General features: G+C 41.6%; 27 protein-coding genes. 11 read left to right on the plus strand and 16 right to left on the minus strand.

Going from position 1 to position 24,097, the window contains the following annotated elements; all coding sequences use genetic code 11:
- Positions 1-16: 16 nt before the first annotated feature.
- The gene (locus tag BUC20_RS06180; RefSeq protein ID WP_073228727.1) at positions 17-1,195 is read left to right on the plus strand and encodes an RHS repeat domain-containing protein; all 1,179 of its coding nucleotides are present in this window, start codon (positions 17-19) and stop codon (positions 1,193-1,195) included.
- Positions 1,196-1,272: 77 nt separating this feature from the next.
- Here BUC20_RS06180 and BUC20_RS06185 read toward each other — a convergent pair whose 3' ends face one another.
- The 4 genes from BUC20_RS06185 to rraA all read right to left on the minus strand — a co-directional run bounded on the left by BUC20_RS06185 (position 1,273) and on the right by rraA (position 4,269).
- The gene (locus tag BUC20_RS06185) at positions 1,273-2,517 is read right to left on the minus strand and encodes a cystathionine gamma-synthase family protein (RefSeq protein ID WP_073228730.1); all 1,245 of its coding nucleotides are present in this window, start codon (positions 2,515-2,517) and stop codon (positions 1,273-1,275) included.
- 59 nt (positions 2,518-2,576) lie between these two features.
- On the minus strand, positions 2,577-3,062 hold the full coding sequence (locus BUC20_RS06190) for an acyl-CoA thioesterase (RefSeq protein ID WP_073228733.1): 486 nt from the start codon (positions 3,060-3,062) through the stop codon (positions 2,577-2,579).
- A gap of 46 nt (positions 3,063-3,108) precedes the next feature.
- Positions 3,109-3,705 carry a TetR/AcrR family transcriptional regulator gene (locus tag BUC20_RS06195; protein WP_073228735.1) on the minus strand — a complete coding sequence of 199 codons (597 nt, stop codon included), beginning with the start codon at positions 3,703-3,705 and terminating at the stop codon, positions 3,109-3,111.
- Positions 3,706-3,786: 81 nt separating this feature from the next.
- Positions 3,787-4,269, minus strand: a complete 483-nt coding sequence (rraA, locus tag BUC20_RS06200; protein ID WP_073228738.1) for a ribonuclease E activity regulator RraA — start codon at positions 4,267-4,269, stop codon at positions 3,787-3,789.
- A 153-nt stretch (positions 4,270-4,422) separates the two neighbouring features.
- Between rraA and BUC20_RS06205 the strand changes: the two genes are divergently transcribed.
- Positions 4,423-5,142, plus strand: coding sequence for a hypothetical protein (locus tag BUC20_RS06205; protein ID WP_073228741.1), 720 nt, complete (start codon positions 4,423-4,425; stop codon positions 5,140-5,142).
- Here the strand turns inward: BUC20_RS06205 and BUC20_RS06210 are convergent.
- Positions 5,139-6,734 carry an ABC-F family ATP-binding cassette domain-containing protein gene (locus BUC20_RS06210; protein WP_073229540.1) on the minus strand — a complete coding sequence of 532 codons (1,596 nt, stop codon included), beginning with the start codon at positions 6,732-6,734 and terminating at the stop codon, positions 5,139-5,141. The genes BUC20_RS06205 and BUC20_RS06210 overlap by 4 nt on opposite strands.
- A gap of 165 nt (positions 6,735-6,899) precedes the next feature.
- Between BUC20_RS06210 and mraY the strand changes: the two genes are divergently transcribed.
- From mraY to BUC20_RS06225, 3 genes are all read left to right on the plus strand, one after another.
- The gene (gene mraY / locus BUC20_RS06215) at positions 6,900-8,147 is read left to right on the plus strand and encodes a phospho-N-acetylmuramoyl-pentapeptide-transferase (RefSeq protein WP_073228743.1); all 1,248 of its coding nucleotides are present in this window, start codon (positions 6,900-6,902) and stop codon (positions 8,145-8,147) included.
- A 48-nt stretch (positions 8,148-8,195) separates the two neighbouring features.
- Positions 8,196-8,747, plus strand: coding sequence for an HD domain-containing protein (locus BUC20_RS06220; RefSeq protein ID WP_073228746.1), 552 nt, complete (start codon positions 8,196-8,198; stop codon positions 8,745-8,747).
- A 92-nt stretch (positions 8,748-8,839) separates the two neighbouring features.
- A complete protein-coding gene (locus BUC20_RS06225) occupies positions 8,840-9,526 on the plus strand; it encodes a hypothetical protein (RefSeq protein WP_073228748.1) in 687 nt (228 codons plus the stop codon).
- Between the two features lie 55 nt (positions 9,527-9,581).
- Here the strand turns inward: BUC20_RS06225 and BUC20_RS06230 are convergent, their stop codons facing one another.
- The 10 genes from BUC20_RS06230 to BUC20_RS06275 form a co-directional block, all read right to left on the minus strand.
- Complete coding sequence (locus tag BUC20_RS06230; RefSeq protein WP_159441060.1) at positions 9,582-10,079, minus strand: YybH family protein; 498 nt, start codon at positions 10,077-10,079, stop codon at positions 9,582-9,584.
- A 13-nt stretch (positions 10,080-10,092) separates the two neighbouring features.
- Positions 10,093-11,076, minus strand: a complete 984-nt coding sequence (locus BUC20_RS06235) for a zinc-binding dehydrogenase (protein ID WP_073228751.1) — start codon at positions 11,074-11,076, stop codon at positions 10,093-10,095.
- Between the two features lie 107 nt (positions 11,077-11,183).
- Positions 11,184-11,789, minus strand: a complete 606-nt coding sequence (locus BUC20_RS06240; protein WP_073228754.1) for a Crp/Fnr family transcriptional regulator — start codon at positions 11,787-11,789, stop codon at positions 11,184-11,186.
- Between the two features lie 12 nt (positions 11,790-11,801).
- A complete protein-coding gene (locus tag BUC20_RS06245) occupies positions 11,802-12,419 on the minus strand; it encodes a hypothetical protein (RefSeq protein ID WP_073228756.1) in 618 nt (205 codons plus the stop codon).
- Positions 12,420-12,554: 135 nt separating this feature from the next.
- Positions 12,555-13,364 carry a DUF4274 domain-containing protein gene (locus BUC20_RS06250; protein ID WP_159441061.1) on the minus strand — a complete coding sequence of 270 codons (810 nt, stop codon included), beginning with the start codon at positions 13,362-13,364 and terminating at the stop codon, positions 12,555-12,557.
- Between the two features lie 56 nt (positions 13,365-13,420).
- Positions 13,421-14,164: a hypothetical protein gene (locus BUC20_RS06255; RefSeq protein ID WP_084528584.1), complete on the minus strand. Its 744-nt coding sequence runs from the start codon at positions 14,162-14,164 to the stop codon at positions 13,421-13,423.
- Between the two features lie 22 nt (positions 14,165-14,186).
- Complete coding sequence (locus BUC20_RS06260; RefSeq protein ID WP_073228759.1) at positions 14,187-14,558, minus strand: VOC family protein; 372 nt, start codon at positions 14,556-14,558, stop codon at positions 14,187-14,189.
- Positions 14,559-14,612: 54 nt separating this feature from the next.
- On the minus strand, positions 14,613-15,194 hold the full coding sequence (gene nudK, locus BUC20_RS06265; protein ID WP_073228762.1) for a GDP-mannose pyrophosphatase NudK: 582 nt from the start codon (positions 15,192-15,194) through the stop codon (positions 14,613-14,615).
- Entirely contained in the window at positions 15,184-15,540 is a 357-nt protein-coding gene (locus BUC20_RS06270) for a DUF4406 domain-containing protein (RefSeq protein WP_073228765.1), read from the minus strand. The genes nudK and BUC20_RS06270 overlap by 11 nt, the downstream gene beginning before the upstream one ends.
- 57 nt (positions 15,541-15,597) lie before the next feature.
- A complete protein-coding gene (locus BUC20_RS06275) occupies positions 15,598-16,188 on the minus strand; it encodes a Crp/Fnr family transcriptional regulator (RefSeq protein ID WP_073228767.1) in 591 nt (196 codons plus the stop codon).
- 278 nt (positions 16,189-16,466) lie between these two features.
- On the opposite strand from BUC20_RS06275, the gene BUC20_RS06280 reads away from it, so the two are divergent.
- The 5 genes from BUC20_RS06280 (at position 16,467) to BUC20_RS06300 (ending at position 22,007) form a co-directional block, all read left to right on the plus strand.
- A complete protein-coding gene (locus BUC20_RS06280) occupies positions 16,467-17,237 on the plus strand; it encodes a hypothetical protein (protein ID WP_073228769.1) in 771 nt (256 codons plus the stop codon).
- A gap of 77 nt (positions 17,238-17,314) precedes the next feature.
- Complete coding sequence (locus BUC20_RS06285) at positions 17,315-17,635, plus strand: hypothetical protein (RefSeq protein ID WP_073228772.1); 321 nt, start codon at positions 17,315-17,317, stop codon at positions 17,633-17,635.
- Positions 17,636-17,832: 197 nt separating this feature from the next.
- Positions 17,833-18,642, plus strand: a complete 810-nt coding sequence (locus BUC20_RS06290) for an SDR family NAD(P)-dependent oxidoreductase (protein ID WP_073228773.1) — start codon at positions 17,833-17,835, stop codon at positions 18,640-18,642.
- Between the two features lie 22 nt (positions 18,643-18,664).
- Positions 18,665-19,513 (plus strand): helix-turn-helix domain-containing protein, encoded by an 849-nt coding sequence (locus BUC20_RS06295; protein ID WP_073228776.1) that lies wholly within the window; start codon positions 18,665-18,667, stop codon positions 19,511-19,513.
- A gap of 76 nt (positions 19,514-19,589) precedes the next feature.
- Positions 19,590-22,007: a S41 family peptidase gene (locus tag BUC20_RS06300; protein WP_159441062.1), complete on the plus strand. Its 2,418-nt coding sequence runs from the start codon at positions 19,590-19,592 to the stop codon at positions 22,005-22,007.
- Here BUC20_RS06300 and BUC20_RS06305 read toward each other — a convergent pair.
- Positions 21,998-22,858: an AraC family transcriptional regulator gene (locus BUC20_RS06305; RefSeq protein ID WP_073228780.1), complete on the minus strand. Its 861-nt coding sequence runs from the start codon at positions 22,856-22,858 to the stop codon at positions 21,998-22,000. The genes BUC20_RS06300 and BUC20_RS06305 overlap by 10 nt on opposite strands.
- Before the next feature lie 86 nt (positions 22,859-22,944).
- Here BUC20_RS06305 and BUC20_RS06310 point away from each other — a divergent pair, with 86 nt between their 5' ends.
- A complete protein-coding gene (locus BUC20_RS06310) occupies positions 22,945-24,039 on the plus strand; it encodes an alkene reductase (protein WP_073228782.1) in 1,095 nt (364 codons plus the stop codon).
- Positions 24,040-24,097: the final 58 nt, after the last annotated feature.

Below are 24,097 nucleotides of genomic sequence, written 5' to 3' on the forward strand. Positions count from 1 at the left end.
TCACAACATAACTGATATGAAATTTCCACAGTTCATTAAATATGGTTCCCTTCTGATGTTCTCTCTTTTTGTTTTTTCTGTACATGCTCAGGAAGCCCCTATCGATATCAATCAGAATTTAGACAATTACCTTATCAGGCGTACTTATGAGGATACTGCAAATTTCAAATCAAAAGACATCTATGCTGTTCGCTATTATAAGTCCGATAAAAAGGGAAAATTACCTGCACTGGTTTCTTATACGGAATACTTACCAGATGGCAGGATAAGGACTAAAAAATATAAAAACACCCAGGGAAACATCATAGAAAGTTATCATTATGACCAGTACTTTGATAAACTGCTTTTAACAGAACGCAATGAAAACAATAAGCTCAGTCAGTACAATCATTTGTTCTATGATAAAAAGGGAAACTTAACTGAGGAATTCGGATATAAAATTTATGGAGGGAAACGCTTTGAATATGAATCTTATTCGAAGTATAAAATTCAGTATTTAAAGAACGAAACCAAAGTTGAAATCATTGATTACGACAATGATTTTCGGATCAGCCCCGGTAAAAAATATTCCTTTTTTCCTGGTTATATCACTAAATATTCGCCACAATACCAATATAAACGGGAGACATTTAAACCCATCAACGGTACCTTAAGAAGAACAGAAGCTAAAGGTTTTATATTTGACGACCGGAATGTTGATTATACCTATGACAAAAATGGTTTTATCACCTCCGAAATATGGTACAAACCGGCAAGCCAGCTGGAAAATAAAACCGAATACTTTTATTCAGCAGATTACAGGGAAAGAATAGAACAGCAATATCACATGCGGGGGACGGAAAAGTCTTTAAAAACGACCAGAAAATATGACGAGTTGGGTAATTTAGTGTTCGACCAATCCATTGAGTACACTGGTAACCCAACAGGAATTGACCATTACGAATACCGCTATGATGAGAGGGGAAACTGGACGGAAAAGACCAGTTATTACCAGCCTTGTGAACATAAAGTCTTAGGAAAGAAGATGTTTATCTCTTTTGAAAGACGTGAGATTCAATATTACAAACCTGAACAGCATCCGGCAACACTCAGCCTCCGGACCTTTCCAAAAAAGGCAAGAGATCTAAAACCTAAAATCCCTGAACTGGCAGCTGAAAAGGAAAAAACAAGAAAGAAATCTGATCCCGAACAATAAAAAAACGCCCATGATACCATGGGCGTTTCTAAAGTATCATGTACTTAGCTAAAAATTGTTCGTAGCTAAACTTTTCCTTAACTAAAAGCGGCAAATGCCGTACTGAAATCTCCGATCAGGTCATCAATATCTTCAATACCTACCGACAAGCGGATCATTGAATCAGGAATGCCCATTTCATCGCGTTTCTCCTTACCCAACTCAAAGAAAATCGTTTGTGCAACCGGAATTGCCAGGGTACGTGTATCGCCAAGGTTGCTTGATTTGATCACCAATTTCAATTCATTGAGGAATTTCAGACAATCTACCCCATCTACCAGGGTAAAACTCATTAATCCACCAAATCTCAAAAACAAGCGGGAAGCAAGTTCATGCTGAGGATGGCTTTTCAAGCCAGGATAATACACCTGACTAACCAAGGGATGATTTTCAAGGAATTCCGACAACACTGCTGCATTGTTACAGGCACGGTCTAACCTTAAGGCAATCGTTTCTGAACCCACTGAAATACTATGCGCTGCTTCCGGGGAAAGTGTTCCTCCCCCATCTCTCAAACCTCTTTTTCTGATTTGAGTGATGCCCTGCATTTCCGGACGGATTTGTTCTCTGATAATTGGAGCAATATTTGGAAATCCAAGCCAGTTAAATAAACCAGTATCAGTTATACTGCCGCCTAATGCGTTTCCATGACCACCAATATATTTCGTTAGTGAGTTGATCACCAAACTTGCTTTTACCGCTACCGGGCGAAACAAATAAGGAGAAGTCATGGTATTATCTACCATATAAATGAGTTTCTTTTCTTCGCAAAAATCACCAATTGCAGCAAGGTCTGAGACCTGGGTTGCAGGATTTGCAATGGTTTCCACAAAAACCATTTTCGTATTTTCGCGGTATGCATTTTTAATCTGCTCCACATCTGTAGAATCTACAAAGGAAATCTCAAGTCCCAGGTCTATATACGTCTGCATCACACTTCTGGTATTCCCAAAAAGGTAAGAGCTGGCAATGATATGGTCGGACGACTTTAGTAAAGCCAGTATGGTAGAAGTAATCGCAGCCATTCCTGTCGAAAAAGAAACAGTGGCAAGTCCCTGCTCCATTTGTGTCACTTTATTTTCAAGCGCAGTGGTGGTTGGGTTCCCCTGACGCGAATAAGCATATCCTTTAGTCTTGTTCTGAAAAACATCTACCAGTCCCTGCACATCATCGTAGCCCCAGGTTACGGCATTATGAACTGGTTGGTGTATGGCTCCGAATTCTGGCTTCAAAAGACGGTCTGAATGAAGAATGGTCGTTGTAAATCCTTTTTTATTAGTCATTTCAATAGATTAAAGAGGCGAACTTCTGCATTTTATTTTAAAAAAAAGACGATTTACCTTTATTTAGCTTCGTTTTTTTGCTGAAGGAGATGTCCACGCCTTGCTTCAAAATCCTGCTGCTCCACAGGAAGCAGAGCCTGACTGAACAACAGGCTCAGTTCGGCTGAATGTTCAGCTGGTTTTTGTCTGGCAAGATCAAAGTGGTTGAACCTTGTCCAACACAAAGCTTTCAGCCTGGTTTGCTTTTCATCATACATCCGCATTTCAACAACCAGTGCCCTGGAATCATAGGAAATGAGCTGGGATTCAATCGTAATGCTTTCCATTGCAGCCGCTGGCCGGAAGTAAGCAATCTGATGAGAAGAGATCACCCAGCCTAGTTTTTCTGTGGCAATCAAACCAAATACGTCCAGTCCGTAATCGTCAAGCAATTGATCTTCCCTCGCATTGATAAAGTAATCAAGGTACTTCGCGTTGTTAAGGTGATTAAAAGGATCGCAGTCCTGGAACCTTACTTTTCTGGTGTTAGCTAGTATTTTTTTCATATCTCTTGTCTTGCATACCGATCGGTATGCTGGTGTATAAAAAATTTTAAGTGATGGTTATTTCTTTTAAAAGTTGAGCGATCAAGTCCATCATATTCGCCACATAGCATGGATCTTTGTGTATCACAGACATGAACACACCTCCTTCTATCATGCAATAAATGTTCTTTCCCAGTGCGACAGCATCAGCATCTTCTTTGATTTCTCCCTGTTCTATTCCCAGTCTGATCATGTCTATGAGACCATTTTCCAGTTTCAGAATGATCTTCTTTACCGCCTCAAAAAGCTCCGGGTTATTGTTATTGGCATCTGTGGCCATATTCAGGATCGGACATCCCCCCTCTTCAACGATCAGGCTATAGTAATCCCGGTAATAGCTGATCAGCATCTCCAGTTTTTCAACTGCACGGTCATGGCTTTTCATTCGCTCTGCCAGCGGATCGATCACCTTTTTTACGTTTAACCTGAATGCCTGGATGGCAAGGTCCTGTTTATTCCTGAAATGGAAATAGAGCGCACCTTTAGTCAACCCGCTGGCCTCAGTCAGATCGCTCAATGCAGTCCCGGAATATCCTTTTTTATTGAATATCGGGGCCACCTTTTCAAGGATAAAAGAATGTGTTACTGTCGAATCTCTTTGCAATGTTCCGGTGATTTGGAATAAAGATAATAAAAATACCGATCGGTATGTTACTCTTTTATGATCTTTTTTTGTTGTGGGAACTCAATGAAGTCTTCGCTTTGAAACAATTATTCCATCTTCATCAGCATACACAAAATGCCCGGGAATAAAATCAATATTGGCGAAGTTGACAATTACCCCAACATCCCCTTCATTTTTCTTGCCACTTTTTAAAGGGATAACATCCAAAGCTTTCAGTCCTACAGGTAATTTAGAAACGGCCACACTATCTCTGATGCATCCGTAGATAACAATTCCGTTCCAATGGTTGCTTATGGCCAACTCCGCAATGTTATCACCCATTAAGGCACATTTTTTGGAACCACCACCATCAACTACAAGAACTTTTCCCATCCCTTCTTTCTCCAGTGTTTGTCTTACAAACGGATTATTTTCAAGGCATTTCACAGTTACGATTTCACCATGAAACGCTTTTGTTCCTCCAAAATCCTTTAAACCAATGGGTAAAGCCACACTAATTTCATCACTAAATTTATCGCAAAGGTCTGTGGTTTCAATTTTCATATTTTACATTATTTATTATTTTAATAACTACTTATCTCCTATTAAGTTTTGGATATTATTTATTAGGCTCCCATAAACAGCTGCGATTTTTTACCTTAGCAATCAGGTAGGCATGATGCAGTCCAAAATGATAAACATCTCTTCCTGAAAAATATGAGCATCTTAACCATCGCAATTATCCCCATCCTTTTACTGACCTTAGGACTCTGTTATTACGTATTTAAAAAGAACAGCCTTACTACCTCAGACAGAGAGGCACTTAGAAATGTATCTTTACCAATAGCTCCGGCCGAAGGTTACGCTGTCACTTTATCCTGTATGAATATCAAGGGCATCTATCTGCTTATCGCTGCTGTCCTTTGGACCATCACTTTAGTCCTCGGCCTGCTTGCAATTGCTCACTCGGAGACCATACCTTTTGCCCCCCGCCTAATGGGATTGCTGGATCATTTAACTGATATTGAAGCCCTGAAGTACAGCCCCATAATTTTCATACTGATCTTTCTGTACCTATACTATCACAGAAAGGTGGTTGAATGGGAAAATGGATTGCTGATCTCTTTCCGCCCGACAGAGATTGAAGCCTTTGAAATCAAGAGATTACACAAAGCACTGACCTATATCTACCTGCGGTCAAAGGATAAAACATGGGTGCTCACACCAAGGACTTCCGAAGAAATGAGGAGGTTCAGAGATCTGAGAATCATGGCAGAGCAGACCGGCAGGAACGAGCTTAAAGTAGAGAAATTAAGACAAAACCTGCTTAGATCAGGTGCAAGAGAAGAAAAGCTTAGCGGGATTTCATTGCACCTGATGATTGCAGGGTTGGCTTTGCTGCTTTGTTTGGTCGTTACAGTGGTGATGCATCTTTAATGATTGATCAGCAGGTCATGCTCAACATGGATCTGTTTTAAAAAGTACGCATCATGAGACACCACCAGCAGTGTCCCCTCATATTCATTAACCGCAGCAGTTAAGATTTCTATATTTTGGATATCCAGGTTATTGGTTGGTTCGTCCAGAATAATGAGGTCTGGCGCCTGGTTGCCAATGGTTAAAGAACATAACATCAGACGCATTTTCTCTCCCCCACTCAATGCCCGGCAGGGTTTATCCCAATCTTCCTTTGTAAACAGAAACCGGTTCAAGCGGATCTTTATTTCATGTTCCTGTAAAGCGCCGGAGTTAAACTGCTCTGCCTGTTCATAAACCTTCAACTCAGGATTGATCAAAGAATAATCCTGGTCCATATAAATGGCTTTAACCCCGGCCGAACGTTCCATCCTTCCGGATTGAGGCTCGAGCTGGCCTAAAATCATTTTTATCAGTGTGGTTTTACCAGAACCATTTTCTCCTCTAATGGCCATTCGCGCTCCACTGCTGACCTGAAAACTAAGGCCCTCCTTCCATAGCGGCTTTGAATCATAGCCAAAATTTAGGTCGCGGGCATCAATCAATATTTTTCCCTTATGAAGCCCGGAATGGTTAAAGTCCATTTTCATTTTGTCAATATCAGACCGTTCTTTCCGCAGCTGACCAAGCTCATGGGAGATCGAATCGATCTTTTCTGCATGAACCCCTTTCATCTTTGAAGTACTCTTCTCTGCATTGTTTCTGAGTGTATTCATAAAAATGGCAGGAACACCGGCCTTCTCCTGCTTTTTCTTTCCGCGTGCATCCAGCTTTTGCTGTCTTTCCAGAGCATCCTTCTCTACTTCCTTTGCTTTACGAAGGGCTTTTTCTTTACTTTTCAGCGCCTGATTTAAGGCCTCAGCTGCTATCGTTTTTTGTGCGGTATAGAAATCGTAATTGCCCCCATAAACGGTAATACCATGCTGTCCGAGTTCAAAAACAACGCTTAAATGGTTCAATAAGGTCCTGTCGTGACTAACCACCACAAAAGTTTTTCTGGCAGACAGGATATCGTTATATAATCGTTCCCTGCTCCAGGCATCTAAATGATTACTGGGTTCATCCAGTAACACGATTTCCGGCTGGTGTATCCGGATTCCGGCCAGAAAAACCTTCGTTTTTTGTCCGCCACTAAGGTTTTCCATTTTCTGATCCAGCCGCAGTCCATCCAGTTTCCAATGGGCAAAGGCTTCCTGACAACGCTCTTCAATTGCCCAATCGTTATCAAGGAGCGCGAGATTTTCATCCGTCAGCTGTCCATCCAGGATTTCTTTCAGTGATTTCAGCTTATCCTGAACCTGCAGGGCCTCTGCAACAGTATAATCATTAAATTGACCAAAAATCTGAGGCACATAATATGGCTTTGAACCCGTTTTCACAGTTCCTTTTGAAACCTGTAAATTTCCGGCCATAATATTCAGAAGGCTGGATTTTCCAGCACCATTATTGCCAATTAAGGCGATTTTATCATATTTATTGATCACCAGATTTAAATCAGCATACAATAAATCTCTGTTGGGATGTAAGTAGGTAATATCTTGAAGAATAATCATAATTCCTTTCTTTTGAGGTGAATAACTATAGAAACCCATTAGCTGGCTTCCATTATTTTCCGGAAAGAAATCTGATCTTACATGAGGTACTGTTGTTTTAAATTACGCTACAAAGATAAAAATAATGGTGTAAATTCAGCGATTTAAATCTGACTCCCCATTTCCATGTTATATCACCTGTCTGAGTACTTACGTCAACATTATGAAATCCCTGGTATAGGTTTATTCCAATACATTACCTTCAGAACTGCACTGGCCATTATTTTATCCCTTGTAATTACTACGGTTTACGGCAGAAGAATGATCAATTATCTGCAGAATAAACAGGTAGGTGAAACGATCAGAAACCTTGGTCTTGAAGGACAGATGCAGAAACAGGGAACCCCTACTATGGGCGGACTGATTATTTTGCTGGGCATATTGGCACCTACCCTATTACTGGCCAATTTAACCAATATCTATGTCATCCTTATGATCGTCACCACTGTCTGGATGGGCGCAGTTGGTTTTCTGGACGATTATATCAAAGTATTTAAGAAAAACAAGGAAGGACTGGCCGGAAGGTTTAAAATTGTGGGCCAGGTGGGGCTGGGTCTGATCATTGGCTGTACCATGTATTTCCATCCCAATATCGTTGTACGGCAAACGGTTCCTGAGGGAAAAGGCACCGCATCTTCGGTTCCGATGATCCTGCGGCAAAAAGGGAATAGTTATTATTATTCTCAGGATGTGAAATCCACAAAAACCAATGTTCCTTTTTACAAGCAGAACGAGTTTGATTATGCGAAAGTTCTGAAATTTACCGGAGAGGGATACGAAAAGTATGCATTACCCGTTTTTCTATTGTTTACCGTGCTTCTCATTACCTTTGTTTCCAATGGGGCAAACCTCACCGACGGGATTGATGGCCTGGCAACAGGCACTTCTGCAATCATAGGCATTACCTTAGGTTTACTGGCTTATGTTTCCGGAAATACCGTGATTGCTGACTATTTAAACATCATGTACATTCCTAATTCCGGAGAACTGATGATTTTTGCCGGAGCTTTCGTGGGTGCATGTGTGGGCTTTCTCTGGTATAATTCTTATCCTGCGCAGATTTTTATGGGCGATACCGGAAGTCTGGCCATTGGTGGCATCATTGGTGCTTTCGCGATCATGATCCGCAAGGAATGGCTGATTCCGCTCTTGTGTGGCGTCTTTTTAATCGAGATCATTTCGGTGGTCATGCAGGTGAGCTATTTTAAGTATACAAAGAAAAAGTTTGGAGAAGGCAAGAGGATATTTTTGCTGGCTCCCCTCCACCACCACTATCAAAAGAAAGGATACCATGAGGCAAAAATTGTTATCCGCTTTTGGATCATCAGTATTTTGCTGGCCATTATCACCATCATTACTTTAAAAGTCCGGTAATGCTAAGGAAACCAGTCGTCCTTAAGAAAAACAAATCATCCTCAGAAAATGGAAATACAATCAATCTATCAGGAAACCATAAAATTCGCAACCGCTAAACATTTAAGCCAAAACCAAACCATTCCCGGGACAAATCTCCCATATGTTGTTCACCTGAGCAATGTGGCAATGGAGATTTTAATTGCTTCGCAACACAGTCCTGGCTTTAAGCTGGACTTTGCCATAAAACTCGCCCTGCTTCACGATACACTGGAAGATACCGATACCACATTTGAAGAAATTTCTAATGTATTTGGCCTGGATGTAGCAGAGGGTGTTCTGGCCTTAACAAAGGACAGCAAGTTGCCCAAAGCAGAAAAAATGCCGGATAGCCTTGCACGGATTAAGAACCTGCAAAAGGAAGTATGGGCTGTAAAACTGGCAGACAGGATCACCAATCTGCAGGTACCGCCAAGCCATTGGGACACCGCAAAAAAAACTGCATACAGGAATGAAGCCATTCGCTTGTCAGAAGAACTGAAAGGTGGAAACGGCTACCTCGAAAACAGATTGCAGGAAAAAATAGTGGCTTACGAAAAATACATTTCCATTCCAACCTGATGATTTTATGCTCACGTAGACCCATTGTAGATGCCTGTTTTCCACTAATTTCTTAAGGTCATCGTAAATTGCCGTCATAAACCTATGATGTCATGATAATTAGAATTACCCAAATCGAAGGACCCATCTTTGAAGAAGAGCTGAACTATATGGTCCCTCCTGAAGGGCAGTCATCCGGCAGCCTCACTTTTGTGCTTTATCAATTTCATTCCAGAACTTTTTTTGGCGAAAGCACTTACAATAAAGTTAACCCGGTCTTCTTTATCGCTGGCAGCAAGCATAAAGTCCCCAGACAGAAGTGGACAAAGGAAATGGTTGAGTATGCTCAGATGAGAGAAAACACGATCCCCAGGATTCCTAAAAAAGTACATTACAACTTTTTCGGAAAAGCCTTATTTACCTTGCTATTTGCAGTCCTTCTCTTTTTAGGATTTCAGGTGTTCCGAAGTATTTCTACGCTTAAAAAAGAAAAAACAGAAGAAGCGGTACTACTTAGTGATCCGAAAGAAAATGATGTTTATTATGGAAACCTTACTGAGTTTGCCAGTAATGGCACATTAGAAAGAACGGGATGGACCTGGATGAAGGTAGTTAAAATAGAAGGCAACGATTACCTCGTTTCTCTTGGAAAAGAGATCAGCGAGGGCCTTAAACCAGACAGCAGCCCCTCTGCTGGTTTTGAAACAGAAACCTACCGGTTAAAACTGAAAAAAGGACAGCAATTGAGCTTTAAATCGGTCGACAATAACTTTAGTTTTTCAGCAATGAAAAAGCAATAAACCAGGAAAAGCTGCCTTAAACCGGGCAGCTTTTCCTCGTCAAAAATTGATCGGCTTATTTCATTTTATTGAAAACGTACCTGGCAATTTTCCATGCTCCATTTTCTTTCTGCAAGACAAACAGCTCCCTGTTTTCTTCTTCTCCCTTAACACCTGTGGCATGGATCAATTGTGTTCCTCTGGAAACTGTTCTGGCAAAAGCATAATCTTCGCTGACCACAACGATTTCATCGATCTGAAACTTAATGTTCAACTGAAGGTTTTTGAACACGAATTCATAGGCACCTTTCAATTGTGCCTGACCAATAGCTGAAGGACCTCCCTGCGGCATAAATACGCCATCCTGAGTATATAAAGGCAATACCTTGTTCACATCTGATACATTTAAGGCGTCCTGATAGTTAAAAAGTAGTTTTTCGATTGCTGTTTTTGCTGTTTCCATGTTGATAGTTTTTTTAGAATTGTGATTTAATTGTTTTTTGTCCTGAGCGTTGGCATTGGTTAAACCTGTTGTAATCAGCAGGCTTAACACTAAAATTGATTGCTTAATCATGTCTTTATTTATTTTATATCGTGATGACGATTTTGCCATTGGCCTTATTGCTGTCCATCAGTTCATGGGCTTCCGCAATCTGATCAAAAGTAAAAGTGGCCGTTCTTAAAGAAGCCATTTTACCGGATGCGACCTGTTCGGCAATCAGGTTTAAGGGCGTTTCTGTTAATGGATAAGCTTTGGTACCCAGAAGTCCGCTTAATGAAAAACTGAGTTTCACGGATTGTCCCAACTGGCTCATGAGGTTTAAATTTTGCAGTACAGGCGCACCACTCAACAAGCCAATAACCGTTACCTGCCCAAAGGCTTTTACTCCCGCAACAGTATCCAGAATGCCATCGCTACCAACAATATCCAAAGCATTGTCTGCCCCATCCGGAAGGATTTTCCGCACCTCTTCTGAGACATTCCCATTGTCAACAATCACATAATCCACACCTAACTGTTTCAGACGAAAAGACTTGTTGGCATCTCTTGTGGTGGCAATGACCTTTACTCCTTTAAATTTTGCATAGAGGATTGCGGCTGCTCCTGCGGCGCTGGTTCCACCTTTAATCAATAAGGTTTCTCCCGCAGTTACTTTTAAGACCTTATCCAGAACAAGCGCAGCAGTACCAAAAGATTCCGGAATTGCGGCCAGCTCTTCATAAGAAATATCGCTATTGATGGCCAGAACATTATCGGCCGGAGAGACTACATATTCCGCATAGCTGCCCTGGCGGTTCATGCCCAGTCCGCCCATCATGGTGATTACTTTCTGACCGGGTTCAAATCTACCGGATTTATCTTCTACCACTTCACCGGCAGCCTCGATTCCTAAAACAGTTGGAGCAGCAACAGGCCCCATGATTCCCTGTCTTTTATAGGATTCCATTTTGTTTAATCCGAAGGCTTTGATTTTTATTTTTACGGTACCTTCTGTAGTTTGAGGTTCTGCAATTTCCCTGATGGTCAGGACTTCCGGTCCGCCGTTTTTTTCTAATATGATTGCTTTCATTTTATGATGTTTTAATGATTAATTGATTACATCACAAAGGTGGGGCAGCCGCTCCGGACTACCCTATAAGCTATCGTAAGAAAGAACCTTAACCTAGATTAAGGTTTTTACTTCGAAACCAGGTCTTTCCTTATTTTACTGAGAAATTCGGGGGTAATTCCAAGGTAAGAAGCAATTTGGGTATTGGGAAGTCTTTGGGACAGTTCGGGATATTGTTCCAGAAACTTAAGATAACGCTCCGTTGCACTCTCACAAAAAGATTGCAGCAAGCGGTTTTGAAGTTCTACAAATTTGTTTTCAATAATGACCCTGAAGTTCCGGTCAAATTTTGGATTATTGACATACAGGAAAAGAAGATCAGGTCTTTTGATTTGAAGGATGTGAGCCGGCTCAATCGCTTCTATATATAATTCACTGGGTTTTTCGGCGTGGAAACTTCCAATATCTGTAGCCCAGTCGTTCTCAGTCACAAACTGAATGTTGTGCTCCCCTCCTTTTTCATCTACTTTGTAGATTTTAAAACAACCGCGCACTACAAAATTGTAATGCTGACAAACATCACCTTCCTGCAAAATAAATTGCCTTCTTTTTATTTGTCTTTCAGATACCCTGGGTAGCAGCATCGCCATATCATCAGCATCCATAGGTAAGTAATCCTTAAAATGTTCAATTAATGGGGCAATGTTCGAAGGGATTAGATCAGGTAGGGTCATTTATGATTAATCTTATTTATCAGTTTTTTCGTTTTCAATATAGTTTTCAACGATCTTGAGGAAATCATCTTTTGAGAGAAACTGCTTAAAGAAATCTGCTAAGGATCCTCTGTTGGTTACCTCAGAAAAGAAAACCTCATGATCGGTTCCAAATACAGTCGGATTTTCCTGGTTCTCATCAGATAAACAGATATAATAATGATCAGGAAAACCATAATCATAAGTAATCAGCATAAAGTCGGGCTTAGGATCCGTTGAAACCTTATAAATTTCAGTCAGATCAACCTCGTCTTTGTCAATGAACATATCGTTCCATTCTTCAAAGTCAAAGGTTCCTTCACGAAATGGCGTAAAAAGCTGGTTTCTAAAAAATGCCTGTCCATAAGGAATTTCATGATCTGAGAAAAAATGACCGATCAGTTTTTTATAAAAATCCTGTTTACTGTCCTGATAAAGCTGTTTATTTTCTTCATAAAATTTGTCGGCTCCATAAAGTTCATCAGCATAATCATCACCGTATAAAGGGTGATTAAATGTGATTGCTGCTAAATCCTCCTTTAAGGACAGCCCTTTAACATGGTCGGTGTTTCCACCCAAACGCCTGATTTCATTAAGAATTTCTTCTTTCATATCTTATTTTGAATTTCTCTTATTCAGTTCCATTGACCAGCCATTCGCTGACCGGGTGATTTGCATTCAATAATCTTGCCTGAATTGCATTATTCCCATCAGACGGTCCTATTTCCACCTTAATTAAGACGTTTTTTAAACCGCTTGTGTCATGACCTGAGGGATTTCCCAGCGTTGTTTTGCTGCTTTCATTTTGATGTTTTTATCCTTTGCAGGATCGTAGCTTAATACTTCCTGATATTCATTGTTGCAAACTTTCTCCACGATTTCTTTCGTTAAAGCACTTGTTTCAGTCCACATACCTGCAAAAGTTTTCAACCTCCAGAAAACCATTATTGCGATCCCTTTATCACATAATGCACTCTGACAAATCATCCTTGCTTTTTCAGGGATTTCAACGAAGGAGGCAATGTTAAAAAGTGTCATTGCATCAGGGCAGTTCCTGACCTTATTCTCAAATACTTCATCAAACCAGCCATCTACCTCTGATTTTTCATAATATACATAGGTTTCTTCACCTTTCGTAGCATCCAGCATAAAGGCCGGAGTTGGCGGTTCAGTTTCTCCCCGACTGCTAACCGGATCAAAATGAAGGCTTGATTTTTTATAAAACCCTTTTTGAAAACCGGCCAGAATTGTCTTCATCAGCAGAAATATCCGATTGTCATCTTCATTTTTGAGTTCCGTTTTTAAGCTATAGACCAGGTATTCATCCGGCTGTGCCAGCCAAAACAACATCAATGCCGTTGCTTCTGCACATTGTTCATGCTCAGCAATCCATTGTAACACTTCCGTACCATCATCCCAATTGTGATGCTCTGCTAAATAATGTAATTCTTCCGCTGTTAAAAGCTGGTCGAATTTTTCTCTGCTCAGTTTATTTCCGATTCCTTCATAAAAGTTATCGTCTATAAACTGCTTTTTCTCCGGGGAAAGTCTGGTCATCAGTTCTCGCATTTATGGCTGAAATAAACCAAATGTAGGATAAAAAATCATTTGGTTTAAGGCCGCATGACCTGGGTGGGATCGATAGTCCCCTTGTAGTATTCGAAATGTTCGGATCGTTTTCCATCTGCTTTGGTACGAACCACTGCTTTTACAAGGAAGGACTGGTCATCAATCCAGCGCAGCTGATCTACCGCCCATTTGCTGCTTTCAAAACTCCGGTGGGCGGTTAACAATTTTGAGGGATTTTTTCTGCTGTTCAGCTTTAATACCCCAATCATGCAGCGGTTTGGTTGGTAAACCTCATTGTAAAAGTAAAGCAGGTATTTATTGTTCACAGAAGGGATTGGCGTTTCTACCGCTCCATCCCCTATGGAGACGATGCTATACCAGAAATTGGTCAGGCTATCGATCAAAATCATGTCACTAAAGCCCAGGTGTTCAGCAGTAGAATTACTGGTCAGCGCATACATATTCAGCTTTGGGAAATAATTCATGAACTCATAGCCTTTGAAACCATCCTGCCCGGAATTGGGATCATATTTCTTTAGCCAGTAAGTCTGGCCTTTGGCTGTAATCAGGAACTTTGACTTCGTTTCTTTGAGCTTGATTTTTGGTTGCATTTTACCCTGACTATACTGTTCGTATACCAGGGCCGTTGTTTTTTCAAAACTTATTTTTGGCAACTTTTCATAGTCTTCCATATAGCCAACATTCACCTGTTTTTTTGCCTGTGAAAAGCTATTTAAGGAAAGTAGCAGCAATAAGAACAGTATATTTCTGAAAAGCCCCATACCCATTTTTAAGATCTTAACAGCACAACTAGACGTGCTGATCAAAAAGAATCGTGTTGCCATCCGGATCGGTTACCATAAAACTGGCTGGCCCTGAAGTACTTTCATCCGCCCCTCCGGCAATTTCAATGCCTTTACTTTTCAATTGTTTCTGAATATCCCTGACATCATCAAACCCGGGAACATTTGCCGCATTCTCGTCCCACCCGGGATTGAAGGTCAGAATGTTATTTTCAAACATCCCCTGGAACAAGCCAACCAGGGCATTTCCATTCTTCATGATGAGGTAATTCTGTGCCAGAGATCCTGCAAAGACGCTAAAGCCAAGATTTTCATAAAATGATTTTGAAGCGTTAATATCCTTAACACTCAGGCTGATTGAAAATGCACCTACTTTCATATGTTTTGTATTTGGTTACCCTAAATAACGACTAATATTCCTCAAATGGAAATGCTATAAAATATTCGCCAGTTTGATATGCTGCAGCAACATAATCGTCTTTCCGTCTTTTATTTCGCCCTTAGCAACCAATTCCATCGCCTCGTCAATGTGCATTTCCAGCACTTCAATTTCTTCCTGTTCCACTGCCACTCCACCGCCATCATTCACTTTCATGGACTTAGCATATTCCGCAATAAAAAAATACAGGATTTCGGTTACTGAACCCGGCGACATATACGCTTCAAAAACCTTTTTAACCTCAGTAATTTTATACCCGGTTTCTTCTTCTGTTTCCCTTCTGATGCAATCTTCAGGATTGTCTTTGTCCAGCAGTCCGGCACAACTCTCAATGAGCATCCCGGTTTCATTGCCATTGAGAAAAGTAGGCAACCTGAACTGCCTGGTTAAGATCACTGTTTTTAATTCCTTGTTATACAGTAAAATTGTAGCACCATTCCCCCTATCGTAAGCCTCTCTGTTCTGGGTTTCCCAGGTTCCGTTTTTTTTAAGGTATTCATAAGTGATTTTTCTTAAGGTATACCAGTTATCGGATAAAACGATGGTCTCAAGGATATTCACTCTGCTATTCTGCATGGGGAACTTCATCGAGGTGATAATACACTTTCAGTCCTCTTTCCAGGGCAATTCTGACATCTTCATCCGCACCTTTAGAGGCCCCCTCAAGACGCAAAACAGCATCACATTTCATCAGCAAACGATGTGCTACCGGATATAAAATCTCTTCATAAGCCGCATCGCCAGGATGTGTTGAGCCGGCAAGTTCAAGTAAAGGCAATGCCACCCATTCTCCTATCATCGGAATATGGCCCAACCTGAACAAAGGAAGTGCTGCAGCTTCCAGTCGGCTGAGGTTTTGTTGCATCAATATAGGATCGTCGTTGGTCCCGCTACGATAAGGACCTGCAATTAGTATAAGCATATGGTATGTCTTTTCTACAAAACACGGGAACAAAACGGAAGGAAAAAATAATATAGTTTAAGAAATTATTTTCTTTTTGCCTTTATTTCCCCGGATCATACTCAGAAACTCTGGTGTGATCCCAAGGTAAGAAGCAATTTGTTTTTGTTTAACCTGCTGTGCGACTTTAGGGTATTTGATCAGAAAATTATGGTAACGTTCCTCTGCAGAAAGTGAAAGCTCCTGAATTACCCTGAGCTGTTCTCTGATGTATGCATTTTGCATGATGATCCGGAAAAACCTTTCAAATTTCGGAACCGAGAGGTACAGACGGTCCAGGTCCTCTTTCTGAAGTTGTAAAATACAACTGTCCTCTATGGCTTCAATATTTAACATGGCAGCCTGCTCATTGACAAAACAAAACATGTCGGTTACCCACCAGTCTGCGACAGCAAACATGATGGTAGATTCTTTTCCCGTTTTATCCAGGTAGAAGGCCCTCAATGTACCTGATTCCACAAAGTTGATCTCCTTGCAGATCTGCCCTTCTTTAAGAATAAAGTCTTTTTTTGAAACCTGCTTTTGCTTTAAGAAGCCAACAAAATGGGCTTCTTCTTCCGGAGTCAGGTTAATATGTTTACTGATATTTTTTAGAATAAGTTCGTGCATCAGCTGCTAATTTACGTTCTTCATTACGGAACTTATCATGGCCCGCGTCAATTAAAACCTTTCTGGGTTGGTAATGAGCTTTTCCTATGAAAACCGCATGGAGATCCGCAAAACTAGATCAAATAAATCACATACAATTAACATCAATTGAAACCGTGTGTTTTTTCTTTTTTATAACTTGCTCAAAAAATTACCTGTGAAACAATCATACCGCTTACAAAAAGTAATAAACATGCTGATGATCGCTTCATGACACGAAAAAAAACAATGATATACCTATGCAAATACCAGAAAATTGTATCCGGATTTTTCCGGAATATGAAGATGTTTTTTATGATGACCTGGAAAATCATAAAAAGTACTTTCTCCCTTTATGCTCTATCAATTTAAAGTTCTTTTCCCCTGAAAAAGATCAATGGCTACATTTTGTATCCGTTAAAGAGATTTACGATGGCCGTGTGGGTGAAAACAGCATTCCTTTTCACACCGACTTTACCAAATGTGATATGTTTGGCTTTGACCTCATTGATGGCAAATATAAGTTTGATGCCAGCTGGGATTATTTTACCGTTTCCAAAGAAATTCTCCCCGGCAACTATGCTCAGGAATATACAGAAGCTGAGATTGAGTATAATTTCAACGACAGCATGTACCAGTTAAAGAAGGCCTATTACAAAAAATACGGAAAGATCTACGATCTGGACTTCAACAGACCAGGTCTGGGTGTTTATGACATCAGGAAACTGGAGCGGTTAAGGCAACTGACTCCGGAAGACCTGCACAGCGACCAGCATTCAGATTATCTATCAGAGCGGATCAATGCTAAAATCAACGGTGTACTGGAAGAAATCAATGTAGAAAACCTGCCACTCGAAGAGGCTGATTTTGGAGGCGAAAACCTGATGGACAAACCTTTTAACAAGAACAAACTTTTTAATTACATCGGTTGTATGGAGGGTTACGATTTTCAGGAGCATGCCGCTGATCAGGTGTTTCTATTCCATGATCAGGAACTAAATAAAGCAGTGATTTGCCTGGAATATACTTAGTTGTTCCACGATCCTGATAATTAAACACCAGGATCATAGTATAATTATTCCGGAGAACTGGTATATTCGCGACAATTATGGGTTACGCAAAAGAAAGAGGAAAGCTGGAAAAGTTATTGACAAAAACAGCTGGTATAAATGTATATGATGAGAAAAGCCTGGCTATTCTTGTAGATAGCTATGAAAAATACTCACATACAGTCAGGATTCTAAAAAATAAAGAGCCTGAGTTGTTCACCGAGTTGTATACAAATGAATTACAGGAAATAAAAGCAGGTAGAAAAACGCTTAAAGAGAGTGATTCAGATGAAACACGTCAAAGCAATTTCACGGCCTATAAAGAGACCATCGTACGTGCTTTGGAAAAAACCATTAAAACGACTAACGAGACCGTTTAATCCTTCACAGGACATCAGTTAAGATGATATATTTACCCAACCGGGGATTTGAAAGCCACTCTGAAGAGTGGCTTTTTTCATGTTAAGCTGGCTGGAATCCCCCTGTTATTTGTCGCAACCCTACACCTTAAATTTCCGGGTTAACCTGCATTTTTGAATTGTAAAAATCATCATGTTCAACCTTTAGAACTCAAAAGATGCTACTTCAAAACAAAACGGCCATTATATATGGCGCAAGCCCCTCGCTTGGTGGTGCCATTGCCCGATCCTTTGCCGCTGCCGGGGCCGAGGTATTCCTGACCCATAAAAGAATAGAAACCGCCCAAAAAGTTGCTGACGAAATCAATGGCCTTCATGGTTTCGCTGAAGCCGCTGAAGTGGATGCACTCGATGCGGATTCGATTGTTAAACATTTAGCCAGTGTAAAACAAAAGACGGGACATATAGACATCATCTTTAACCTCATTGGCCTGAAAGACACCCAGGATATACCACTACTGGAGATGGAGCTATCTGACTTTGAGCGTCCGGTACACATCGCCATGCGCACACAGTTCCTCACCGCCACTGCGGCTGGCAGGATCATGATGGAACAGGGGTCAGGTGTAATTCTATCGCTTACGGCTACACCCGGAGGCATTGGTTACGCAAATGTAGGTGGCTTTGGTCCGGCATGTTGCCTGATAGAAAGCTTTTCAAGGAACCTGGCGGCAGAGCTTGGTCCCTATGGTGTACGTGCCGTTAATATCCGGTCGGCTGGCTCTCCGGACTCCAGGCCTTTTAAAGAAGCATTGCAAAACCCAGGCGAAGAACTGAACAGTTTCTTTCAGAAACTTATGGACGACACCATGTTAAAGCAGCTGCCAATGATGGAAGACATAGCGAATACCGCTGTTTTTCTGGCTTCTGATATGGCTGCAAAGATCACAGGGGTGACCATAGATGTTACCGCCGGAACAACAGCGGCATTAAATTATAAAGTAACTAAAATTCCATTTTCGCAATAACAATTGCGATATTGGGATCACGATGCAAACGAGAATTATAAAAGTCCGCCATCCTCTTTTGAGGCCATTCATACAGTCTTTTCTGTTTTTCAGATCAGATGGCAGCAACGTCGTAGACTATACTACTTTCCCCAATACGAACCTTTGCCTTGCCATCTATAAAAACAACACCATCGATTACCAAAAAAATGCTGTTCTCAACAGATGTGAATTAAACACGGGCGGAAATGGTTATCAAAGCCGTCTGTATGGCTTTCATCAAAATCCATTTCAGGTGCGGGTCAATGCTGATTTAGACCAGATTTGTATTTTATTTCATCCTGGTGCTTTGAGGGCTTTTAGCCATGAACCCTTCGAAAATCTGCTTCCATTGAATCAGGTCTTTGAGGCGGTTTTCAAAACCGGTTATTCCAATTTTCCGGAACAGTTATTTAATGAAAAGAGCACGTTAAAAAGGGCCGACCTGCTGGAAGAATTCCTGGAAAAGCAACTGATGAGCAAACAACTTCATACCAAAGTCAATGAAGCCATCTTTGTAATCAATGCCATTGGCCCGGAACAAATGAGTGTAGAACGTCTTGCCAAAGAACTGAACATCAACCCTTCTACACTATACCGGCTGTTCTCAGCAGAGATCGGGCAAAGCCCCAAATCATTCCTGCAAACACTACGTTTCAGAAAAGCATTGACGCGCTTAAATCCTGCTGAAAAACTGGATTTAACCAATATTGCCTACCTCAATAATTATTACGACCAGGCACATTTCACAAAAGAAGTAAAGGCCCTGGCAGGTGCTACTCCCAGCCAGCTGAAAAGACGCATTTCTATTGAGCAGGATCAGCTCATCTGGTTGTACAATAAGCAGGATTAACCAGCACATCGCTGCAAGATTTTTACAATTTTGGTAATCTGTTTTATGATAACTTTACCCCTTAGTCATGGTAAATATGAATCTTGAGACAAAGCACGTTCGCCCTTTTTTATTAGCAGTACTTCTATTCATTCCCGCAATGCTTCTCCCCTTTTGCGTATTCCCACAACTGAAAAAAGAGGCTAAGGCACCTGATTCAGCGGGCATCCGGCGGATTGCGGACTTTGCCAGGGTATGGGGTGTAATTCATTATTTCCATCCGAATATGGGAAAGGGAAAGCTCAATGCAGACAGCCTCATGATTGCTAATATCGGGGACCTGCTCGCTGATCCCAGCGCCCAAAATTTAAAAAAGTCACTGGCTACGATGTTATCGGATCTGAAAGATCCTTACTCTAAGTTGCTCAATGACCCTGACCCAAAATCAGCAGCGCAAAAAAACACCAGTACGCAGTATCCAGCAGAGGCCTTAGGGAATTACCAACTGGCAAAAAAAGAATTATACCTCGCTGTTCCCCAGGAACTCTTTCTTAAACAAAGGGTTCCGGATTCCATCATTGGTAAACATAAAGCCATCCGTTCTTTTGTCATAGATCTCAGGAACAACTCATTAAACGCTGATCTCGGATTAAAGCAATACATCCGATTTGTTCAACCACTGATCGCAAGCCTGATCAATAGTACCCTGATTTTCCCAACCTCACGTAGTTTTTACTATAAAGGATTGATGAGACAGGACTATCCACATGACCTCAGCATCCGGTCGCCTGATGAAAAGGGATTTATTAAAGATCAGTTACAGGTTCATAACGGATTCAGGAATATTTCCGAAGGTGCTTATCTCCTGCCAGCCAAATCGGTCAGTTTACCTGAACAGGCCCGTTTTTGTTTCCTCGTTAACAGAAACGTCAATATCAATACTTTGAGGTCATTGATGGCATTGCGCAACAGAAATTTATGCCGTTTGATTTTTGTTGGAGAGTTACCAGAATATCTCCATGGTGATTCCTTCCCGATGCAATTATCCGATGGTTTATCCCTGCAAATCAGGACTTCGGAAATGATCTATGAAGATGGAACTCTGGGAACTTTTCCTGATTTAATACTGAAGGACGATCCTGAGACCCTCCTGAAATCTGATTTGCAACGTACTGCATTTAAACTCCTTCATACTCCACTAAAAAACACAGCTGAAAAAACGATCGAGAACACAGTCTACATCCGCAAACCTCAATACAGTTACCCATCGGCTACGGTTCCGGATGCCCGGCTCAGGTTACTTGGTCTGTTCAATTTTTGGAACAGCATTTATTACTTTTCGCCAAACAAACACCTCATTCCTACTTCCTGGGACCTCAGCTTAACCTACTTCATTCCTAAGTTTCTGGAGGCCGATTCAGATTCCAGTTACTTTATGGCTTTAATGGAACTAACCGCCTCCATAAAAGATGGGCATAGCATTTTAATAAAAAATAAAATCGGCCGTACACCTGCAGGTATCTTTGATGGTAACCTCCCCCTGCTCAGCAATTCCCTTAACGGAAAAACATACCTGACGGCTATTCTCCCGGACAGCTTACAACAAAACGCACTGGCACAACTCAGAACCGGCGATGAAGTCCTTGCTATTGACCATATTCCGGTAGCACAGCACTCCAAAGAATGGAGCCGCTTTATTGTTGCTTCTAATGAGGCTGGCTTTAACAGGGAGTACGATGCCACCTGGTTTGCTGCAGGTTCTGCAGGTACTGAAGCCGTCATCACCACGCGGAGAAATGGAATTGATCAGCAGACCTCACTAAAAAGGATAAAAAGAGATGATTATTATAACTTAAGGGGTAAATTGGTCAGAACACCCGCTGTCCCTGAACTCTATCCTCCATTTTGCAAAATACTACCTGGAAACATTGGCTATCTCAGAATGAACAGGATCTACTCCAAAGAACTGGACAGCATTTCCAACCTGCTAAAAAATTGTAAAAGCATCATTGTTGATGCCAGAGGTTATCCAAAAGATGGTAAAATCGGAACTGCACTCGCTGGTTATATTGCCACAAAACCGGATACCGTAGCCTACAATGTGTTCCCCTTTGTCATCAGTCCGGATTTGTCGAAAAATGCAACCATCATCGACTATGAAATCATTAAGCCCAATCCAAATCAAAACCTGAAACACAAAAAATACTATGTATTGGTGGATGAAGGGAATCAAAGTCAGGGAGAATGGAACATCATTGCTTTACAAGGTGTAACCAAGGCCACCACGATTGGTTGTACCACTGCAGGGGCCAATGGGATGGCGGTCACCATTAATTTTCCAGGCGATTACTTTTCCTTCTTCTCTGGTTTTGGAGAGTTTTATCCTGACCATACTCCAAATCAAAAATCAGGAGTAAAAATAGACATTCCGGTAAAGAGAACACTGGAAGGCCTGATTAGCGGAAGAGATGAGGTGATGGGAAAAGCTTTGGAAATCCTAAAGGATCAACGATGAGCAGCCTTTCTGAACTCCAGAGGACTCATTCCGGTATGTTTTTTGAATTGCCTGCTCAAATGGCTTTCATCAGAAAAGCCAAGCTCATGCGCAATCTGACTGATCGTCAATGCACTATGGCTAAGGCGTTGTTGTAACAACCTCATCTTATAATGTGTGATATAAGACTGGAGGCTTTCCCCGCTGAACTTTCGAAAATACTCACCTACATAATTCGCAGAAATGTTAAAATGAGCAGACAGAAAGCTGACCCTTAGTTTTTCAGGGCTATTGATGTGTTGCTGAATATGAAGCAACATCCTGTTGATGAGCGGTTCTGAATCCAGACCTGTGGCCGTATTTCCGCCACCATCAGATACATTTCTGGCAATGATGTTTAGAATAAGCGTGACAAAATGCTGAAGGTTTTCTTCATGATAGGACTGTTTCTGCTCATACTCTTCCACCATGCTGTTCATCAGTCCGCTGATCATCTTACAATCTCCTGTCCTGGTGACCATTAATTCCTGAAAGCGGTTATGGTGGTAAAAAATATGTTCCAGTTGTTTGAGCCATTGAGAAATTCTTGCCTGGTCCTGGCCATTTTTCCATTGCCCAAGGAAAACTTCTGAGAAGCGGATAGAGCAAAAACGTGTATTTGTTTTAATGTCAAATCCCCGGCAATCCATTGGGGTAAAGAGAAAAATACTTCCCTTACTATAGGGATAACTATTCTGGTTTAGCGTGCGTGTTCCTGAGCCTTCCAGGATTTGTACAATTTCAAAGAAATGATAGACCAATGGCCGCTCATTCCAGCATTCCATATCCGATACATACAACTCAAAAGGCTGGCGCAACTGCTTATTCTTCATGACCTCCAAAATTACAAAAGAAACCCCGCTTTGTCACTGTTCTCCTCTTTCCCCGGCTTGTAATTTTGAGTTCAACAAAAATAGTTATGAAAAGTTTAAAAGAAAAGCTGTTATCTCCTCTGAATACCCCGGTAATGAACTTCCGCAACCGTGTGGTAATGGCCCCAATGAGCCGGCGGCGTTCAGAAAAAGGAATCCCCAGCCCGTCCGCCCCTGTTTATTACGGACAACGGGCAGGAGCCGGTTTAATCATTGCCGAAAACAGTGCTGTTGCTGCCAATGGTGTTGGGTACTTAAATGCTCCTGGTTTATACAATTCCGCTCAGAAAGCAGCATGGAAAAAGGTAGTTGAAGAAGTCCATGAGAGAGGAGGAAAGATTTTTGTACAGCTCGTTCATTCCGGTAGAATAGGACATCCGCTGAACCAGGAGGGATCGGCAGCTCTGGTTGCTCCTTCAGCTGTACAGGCCATAGAAACGATAAGAATCCCGGGTGGTGGCCATTTGCCGATGCCAGAGCCGGAGGTGTTGAGTATTTCGGGTATCCGTGACCTGGTCGATGCGCATGTACAGGCCGCAATCAGTGCCATAGAAATTGGCTTCGACGGGGTTGAGATACATGGTGCCCATGGTTTTCTGCCGGAGCAATTCCTGCATCCCCATACCAATCGCAGAACCGACCAATACGGAGGCAACATCATCAACCGCAGCCGTTTCCTGCTGGAGATCATGGAGGGGGTATCTGCTGCCATAGGCAGGGAACGTACCGGCATCAGGCTCTCCCCTTTTGCCACCCTGAATGACCTTCCAGCATATGCGGAAGAAAGGGCAACACATGAATACCTGGGCGATGAATTACAACGGATGGGCATTCTCTATATCCACCTCTCCGATCAGTCTACAGGTGGAAATCCACCGATTCCGCTAGATTATATTGTGTCACTGAGAAAACGTTTTGAGAACCTGCTGATTCTCGCTGGTGGTTATACCGCTGAATCCGCCGAAGCCGCATTACAGGCTGGCCTTGCAGATCTGATCGCCTTTGGCAGACCTTTCATCTCCAACCCTGATCTGGTTCAAAAGTTTCGCCATAATGCCCCTCTCACTGCCGGAAACAGCAATACTTATTATGAGGGAGGAGACCATGGTTATATCGATTATCCGATAATTTATAAAGAATAAATATTTTTTTGTCCCCATCTTTAAGATTCAATCGTCATTGCTGCAAAACATTAAAATT

Source organism: Pedobacter caeni, from assembly GCF_900129215.1.
Classification (GTDB): Bacteria; Bacteroidota; Bacteroidia; order Sphingobacteriales; family Sphingobacteriaceae; genus Pedobacter; species Pedobacter caeni.

Excerpts from the sequence above, each read along its gene's own strand:
- BUC20_RS06180 (WP_073228727.1), top strand. The coding sequence starts at position 17 with ATGAAATTTCCACAGTTCATTAAATATGGTTCCCTTCTGATGTTCTCT.
- BUC20_RS06185 (WP_073228730.1), bottom strand. The coding sequence starts at position 2,517 with ATGACTAATAAAAAAGGATTTACAACGACCATTCTTCATTCAGACCGT.
- BUC20_RS06190 (WP_073228733.1), bottom strand. The coding sequence starts at position 3,062 with ATGAAAAAAATACTAGCTAACACCAGAAAAGTAAGGTTCCAGGACTGC.
- rraA (WP_073228738.1), bottom strand. The coding sequence starts at position 4,269 with ATGAAAATTGAAACCACAGACCTTTGCGATAAATTTAGTGATGAAATT.
- BUC20_RS06205 (WP_073228741.1), top strand. The coding sequence starts at position 4,423 with ATGAGCATCTTAACCATCGCAATTATCCCCATCCTTTTACTGACCTTA.
- BUC20_RS06210 (WP_073229540.1), bottom strand. The coding sequence starts at position 6,734 with ATGATTATTCTTCAAGATATTACCTACTTACATCCCAACAGAGATTTA.
- mraY (WP_073228743.1), top strand. The coding sequence starts at position 6,900 with ATGTTATATCACCTGTCTGAGTACTTACGTCAACATTATGAAATCCCT.
- BUC20_RS06220 (WP_073228746.1), top strand. The coding sequence starts at position 8,196 with ATGGAAATACAATCAATCTATCAGGAAACCATAAAATTCGCAACCGCT.
- BUC20_RS06225 (WP_073228748.1), top strand. The coding sequence starts at position 8,840 with ATGATAATTAGAATTACCCAAATCGAAGGACCCATCTTTGAAGAAGAG.
- BUC20_RS06230 (WP_159441060.1), bottom strand. The coding sequence starts at position 10,079 with ATGATTAAGCAATCAATTTTAGTGTTAAGCCTGCTGATTACAACAGGT.
- BUC20_RS06235 (WP_073228751.1), bottom strand. The coding sequence starts at position 11,076 with ATGAAAGCAATCATATTAGAAAAAAACGGCGGACCGGAAGTCCTGACC.
- BUC20_RS06240 (WP_073228754.1), bottom strand. The coding sequence starts at position 11,789 with ATGACCCTACCTGATCTAATCCCTTCGAACATTGCCCCATTAATTGAA.
- BUC20_RS06245 (WP_073228756.1), bottom strand. The coding sequence starts at position 12,419 with ATGAAAGAAGAAATTCTTAATGAAATCAGGCGTTTGGGTGGAAACACC.
- BUC20_RS06250 (WP_159441061.1), bottom strand. The coding sequence starts at position 13,364 with ATGACCAGACTTTCCCCGGAGAAAAAGCAGTTTATAGACGATAACTTT.
- BUC20_RS06255 (WP_084528584.1), bottom strand. The coding sequence starts at position 14,164 with ATGGGTATGGGGCTTTTCAGAAATATACTGTTCTTATTGCTGCTACTT.
- BUC20_RS06260 (WP_073228759.1), bottom strand. The coding sequence starts at position 14,558 with ATGAAAGTAGGTGCATTTTCAATCAGCCTGAGTGTTAAGGATATTAAC.
- nudK (WP_073228762.1), bottom strand. The coding sequence starts at position 15,194 with ATGCAGAATAGCAGAGTGAATATCCTTGAGACCATCGTTTTATCCGAT.
- BUC20_RS06270 (WP_073228765.1), bottom strand. The coding sequence starts at position 15,540 with ATGCTTATACTAATTGCAGGTCCTTATCGTAGCGGGACCAACGACGAT.
- BUC20_RS06275 (WP_073228767.1), bottom strand. The coding sequence starts at position 16,188 with ATGCACGAACTTATTCTAAAAAATATCAGTAAACATATTAACCTGACT.
- BUC20_RS06280 (WP_073228769.1), top strand. The coding sequence starts at position 16,467 with ATGCAAATACCAGAAAATTGTATCCGGATTTTTCCGGAATATGAAGAT.
- BUC20_RS06285 (WP_073228772.1), top strand. The coding sequence starts at position 17,315 with ATGGGTTACGCAAAAGAAAGAGGAAAGCTGGAAAAGTTATTGACAAAA.
- BUC20_RS06290 (WP_073228773.1), top strand. The coding sequence starts at position 17,833 with ATGCTACTTCAAAACAAAACGGCCATTATATATGGCGCAAGCCCCTCG.
- BUC20_RS06295 (WP_073228776.1), top strand. The coding sequence starts at position 18,665 with ATGCAAACGAGAATTATAAAAGTCCGCCATCCTCTTTTGAGGCCATTC.
- BUC20_RS06300 (WP_159441062.1), top strand. The coding sequence starts at position 19,590 with ATGAATCTTGAGACAAAGCACGTTCGCCCTTTTTTATTAGCAGTACTT.
- BUC20_RS06305 (WP_073228780.1), bottom strand. The coding sequence starts at position 22,858 with ATGAAGAATAAGCAGTTGCGCCAGCCTTTTGAGTTGTATGTATCGGAT.
- BUC20_RS06310 (WP_073228782.1), top strand. The coding sequence starts at position 22,945 with ATGAAAAGTTTAAAAGAAAAGCTGTTATCTCCTCTGAATACCCCGGTA.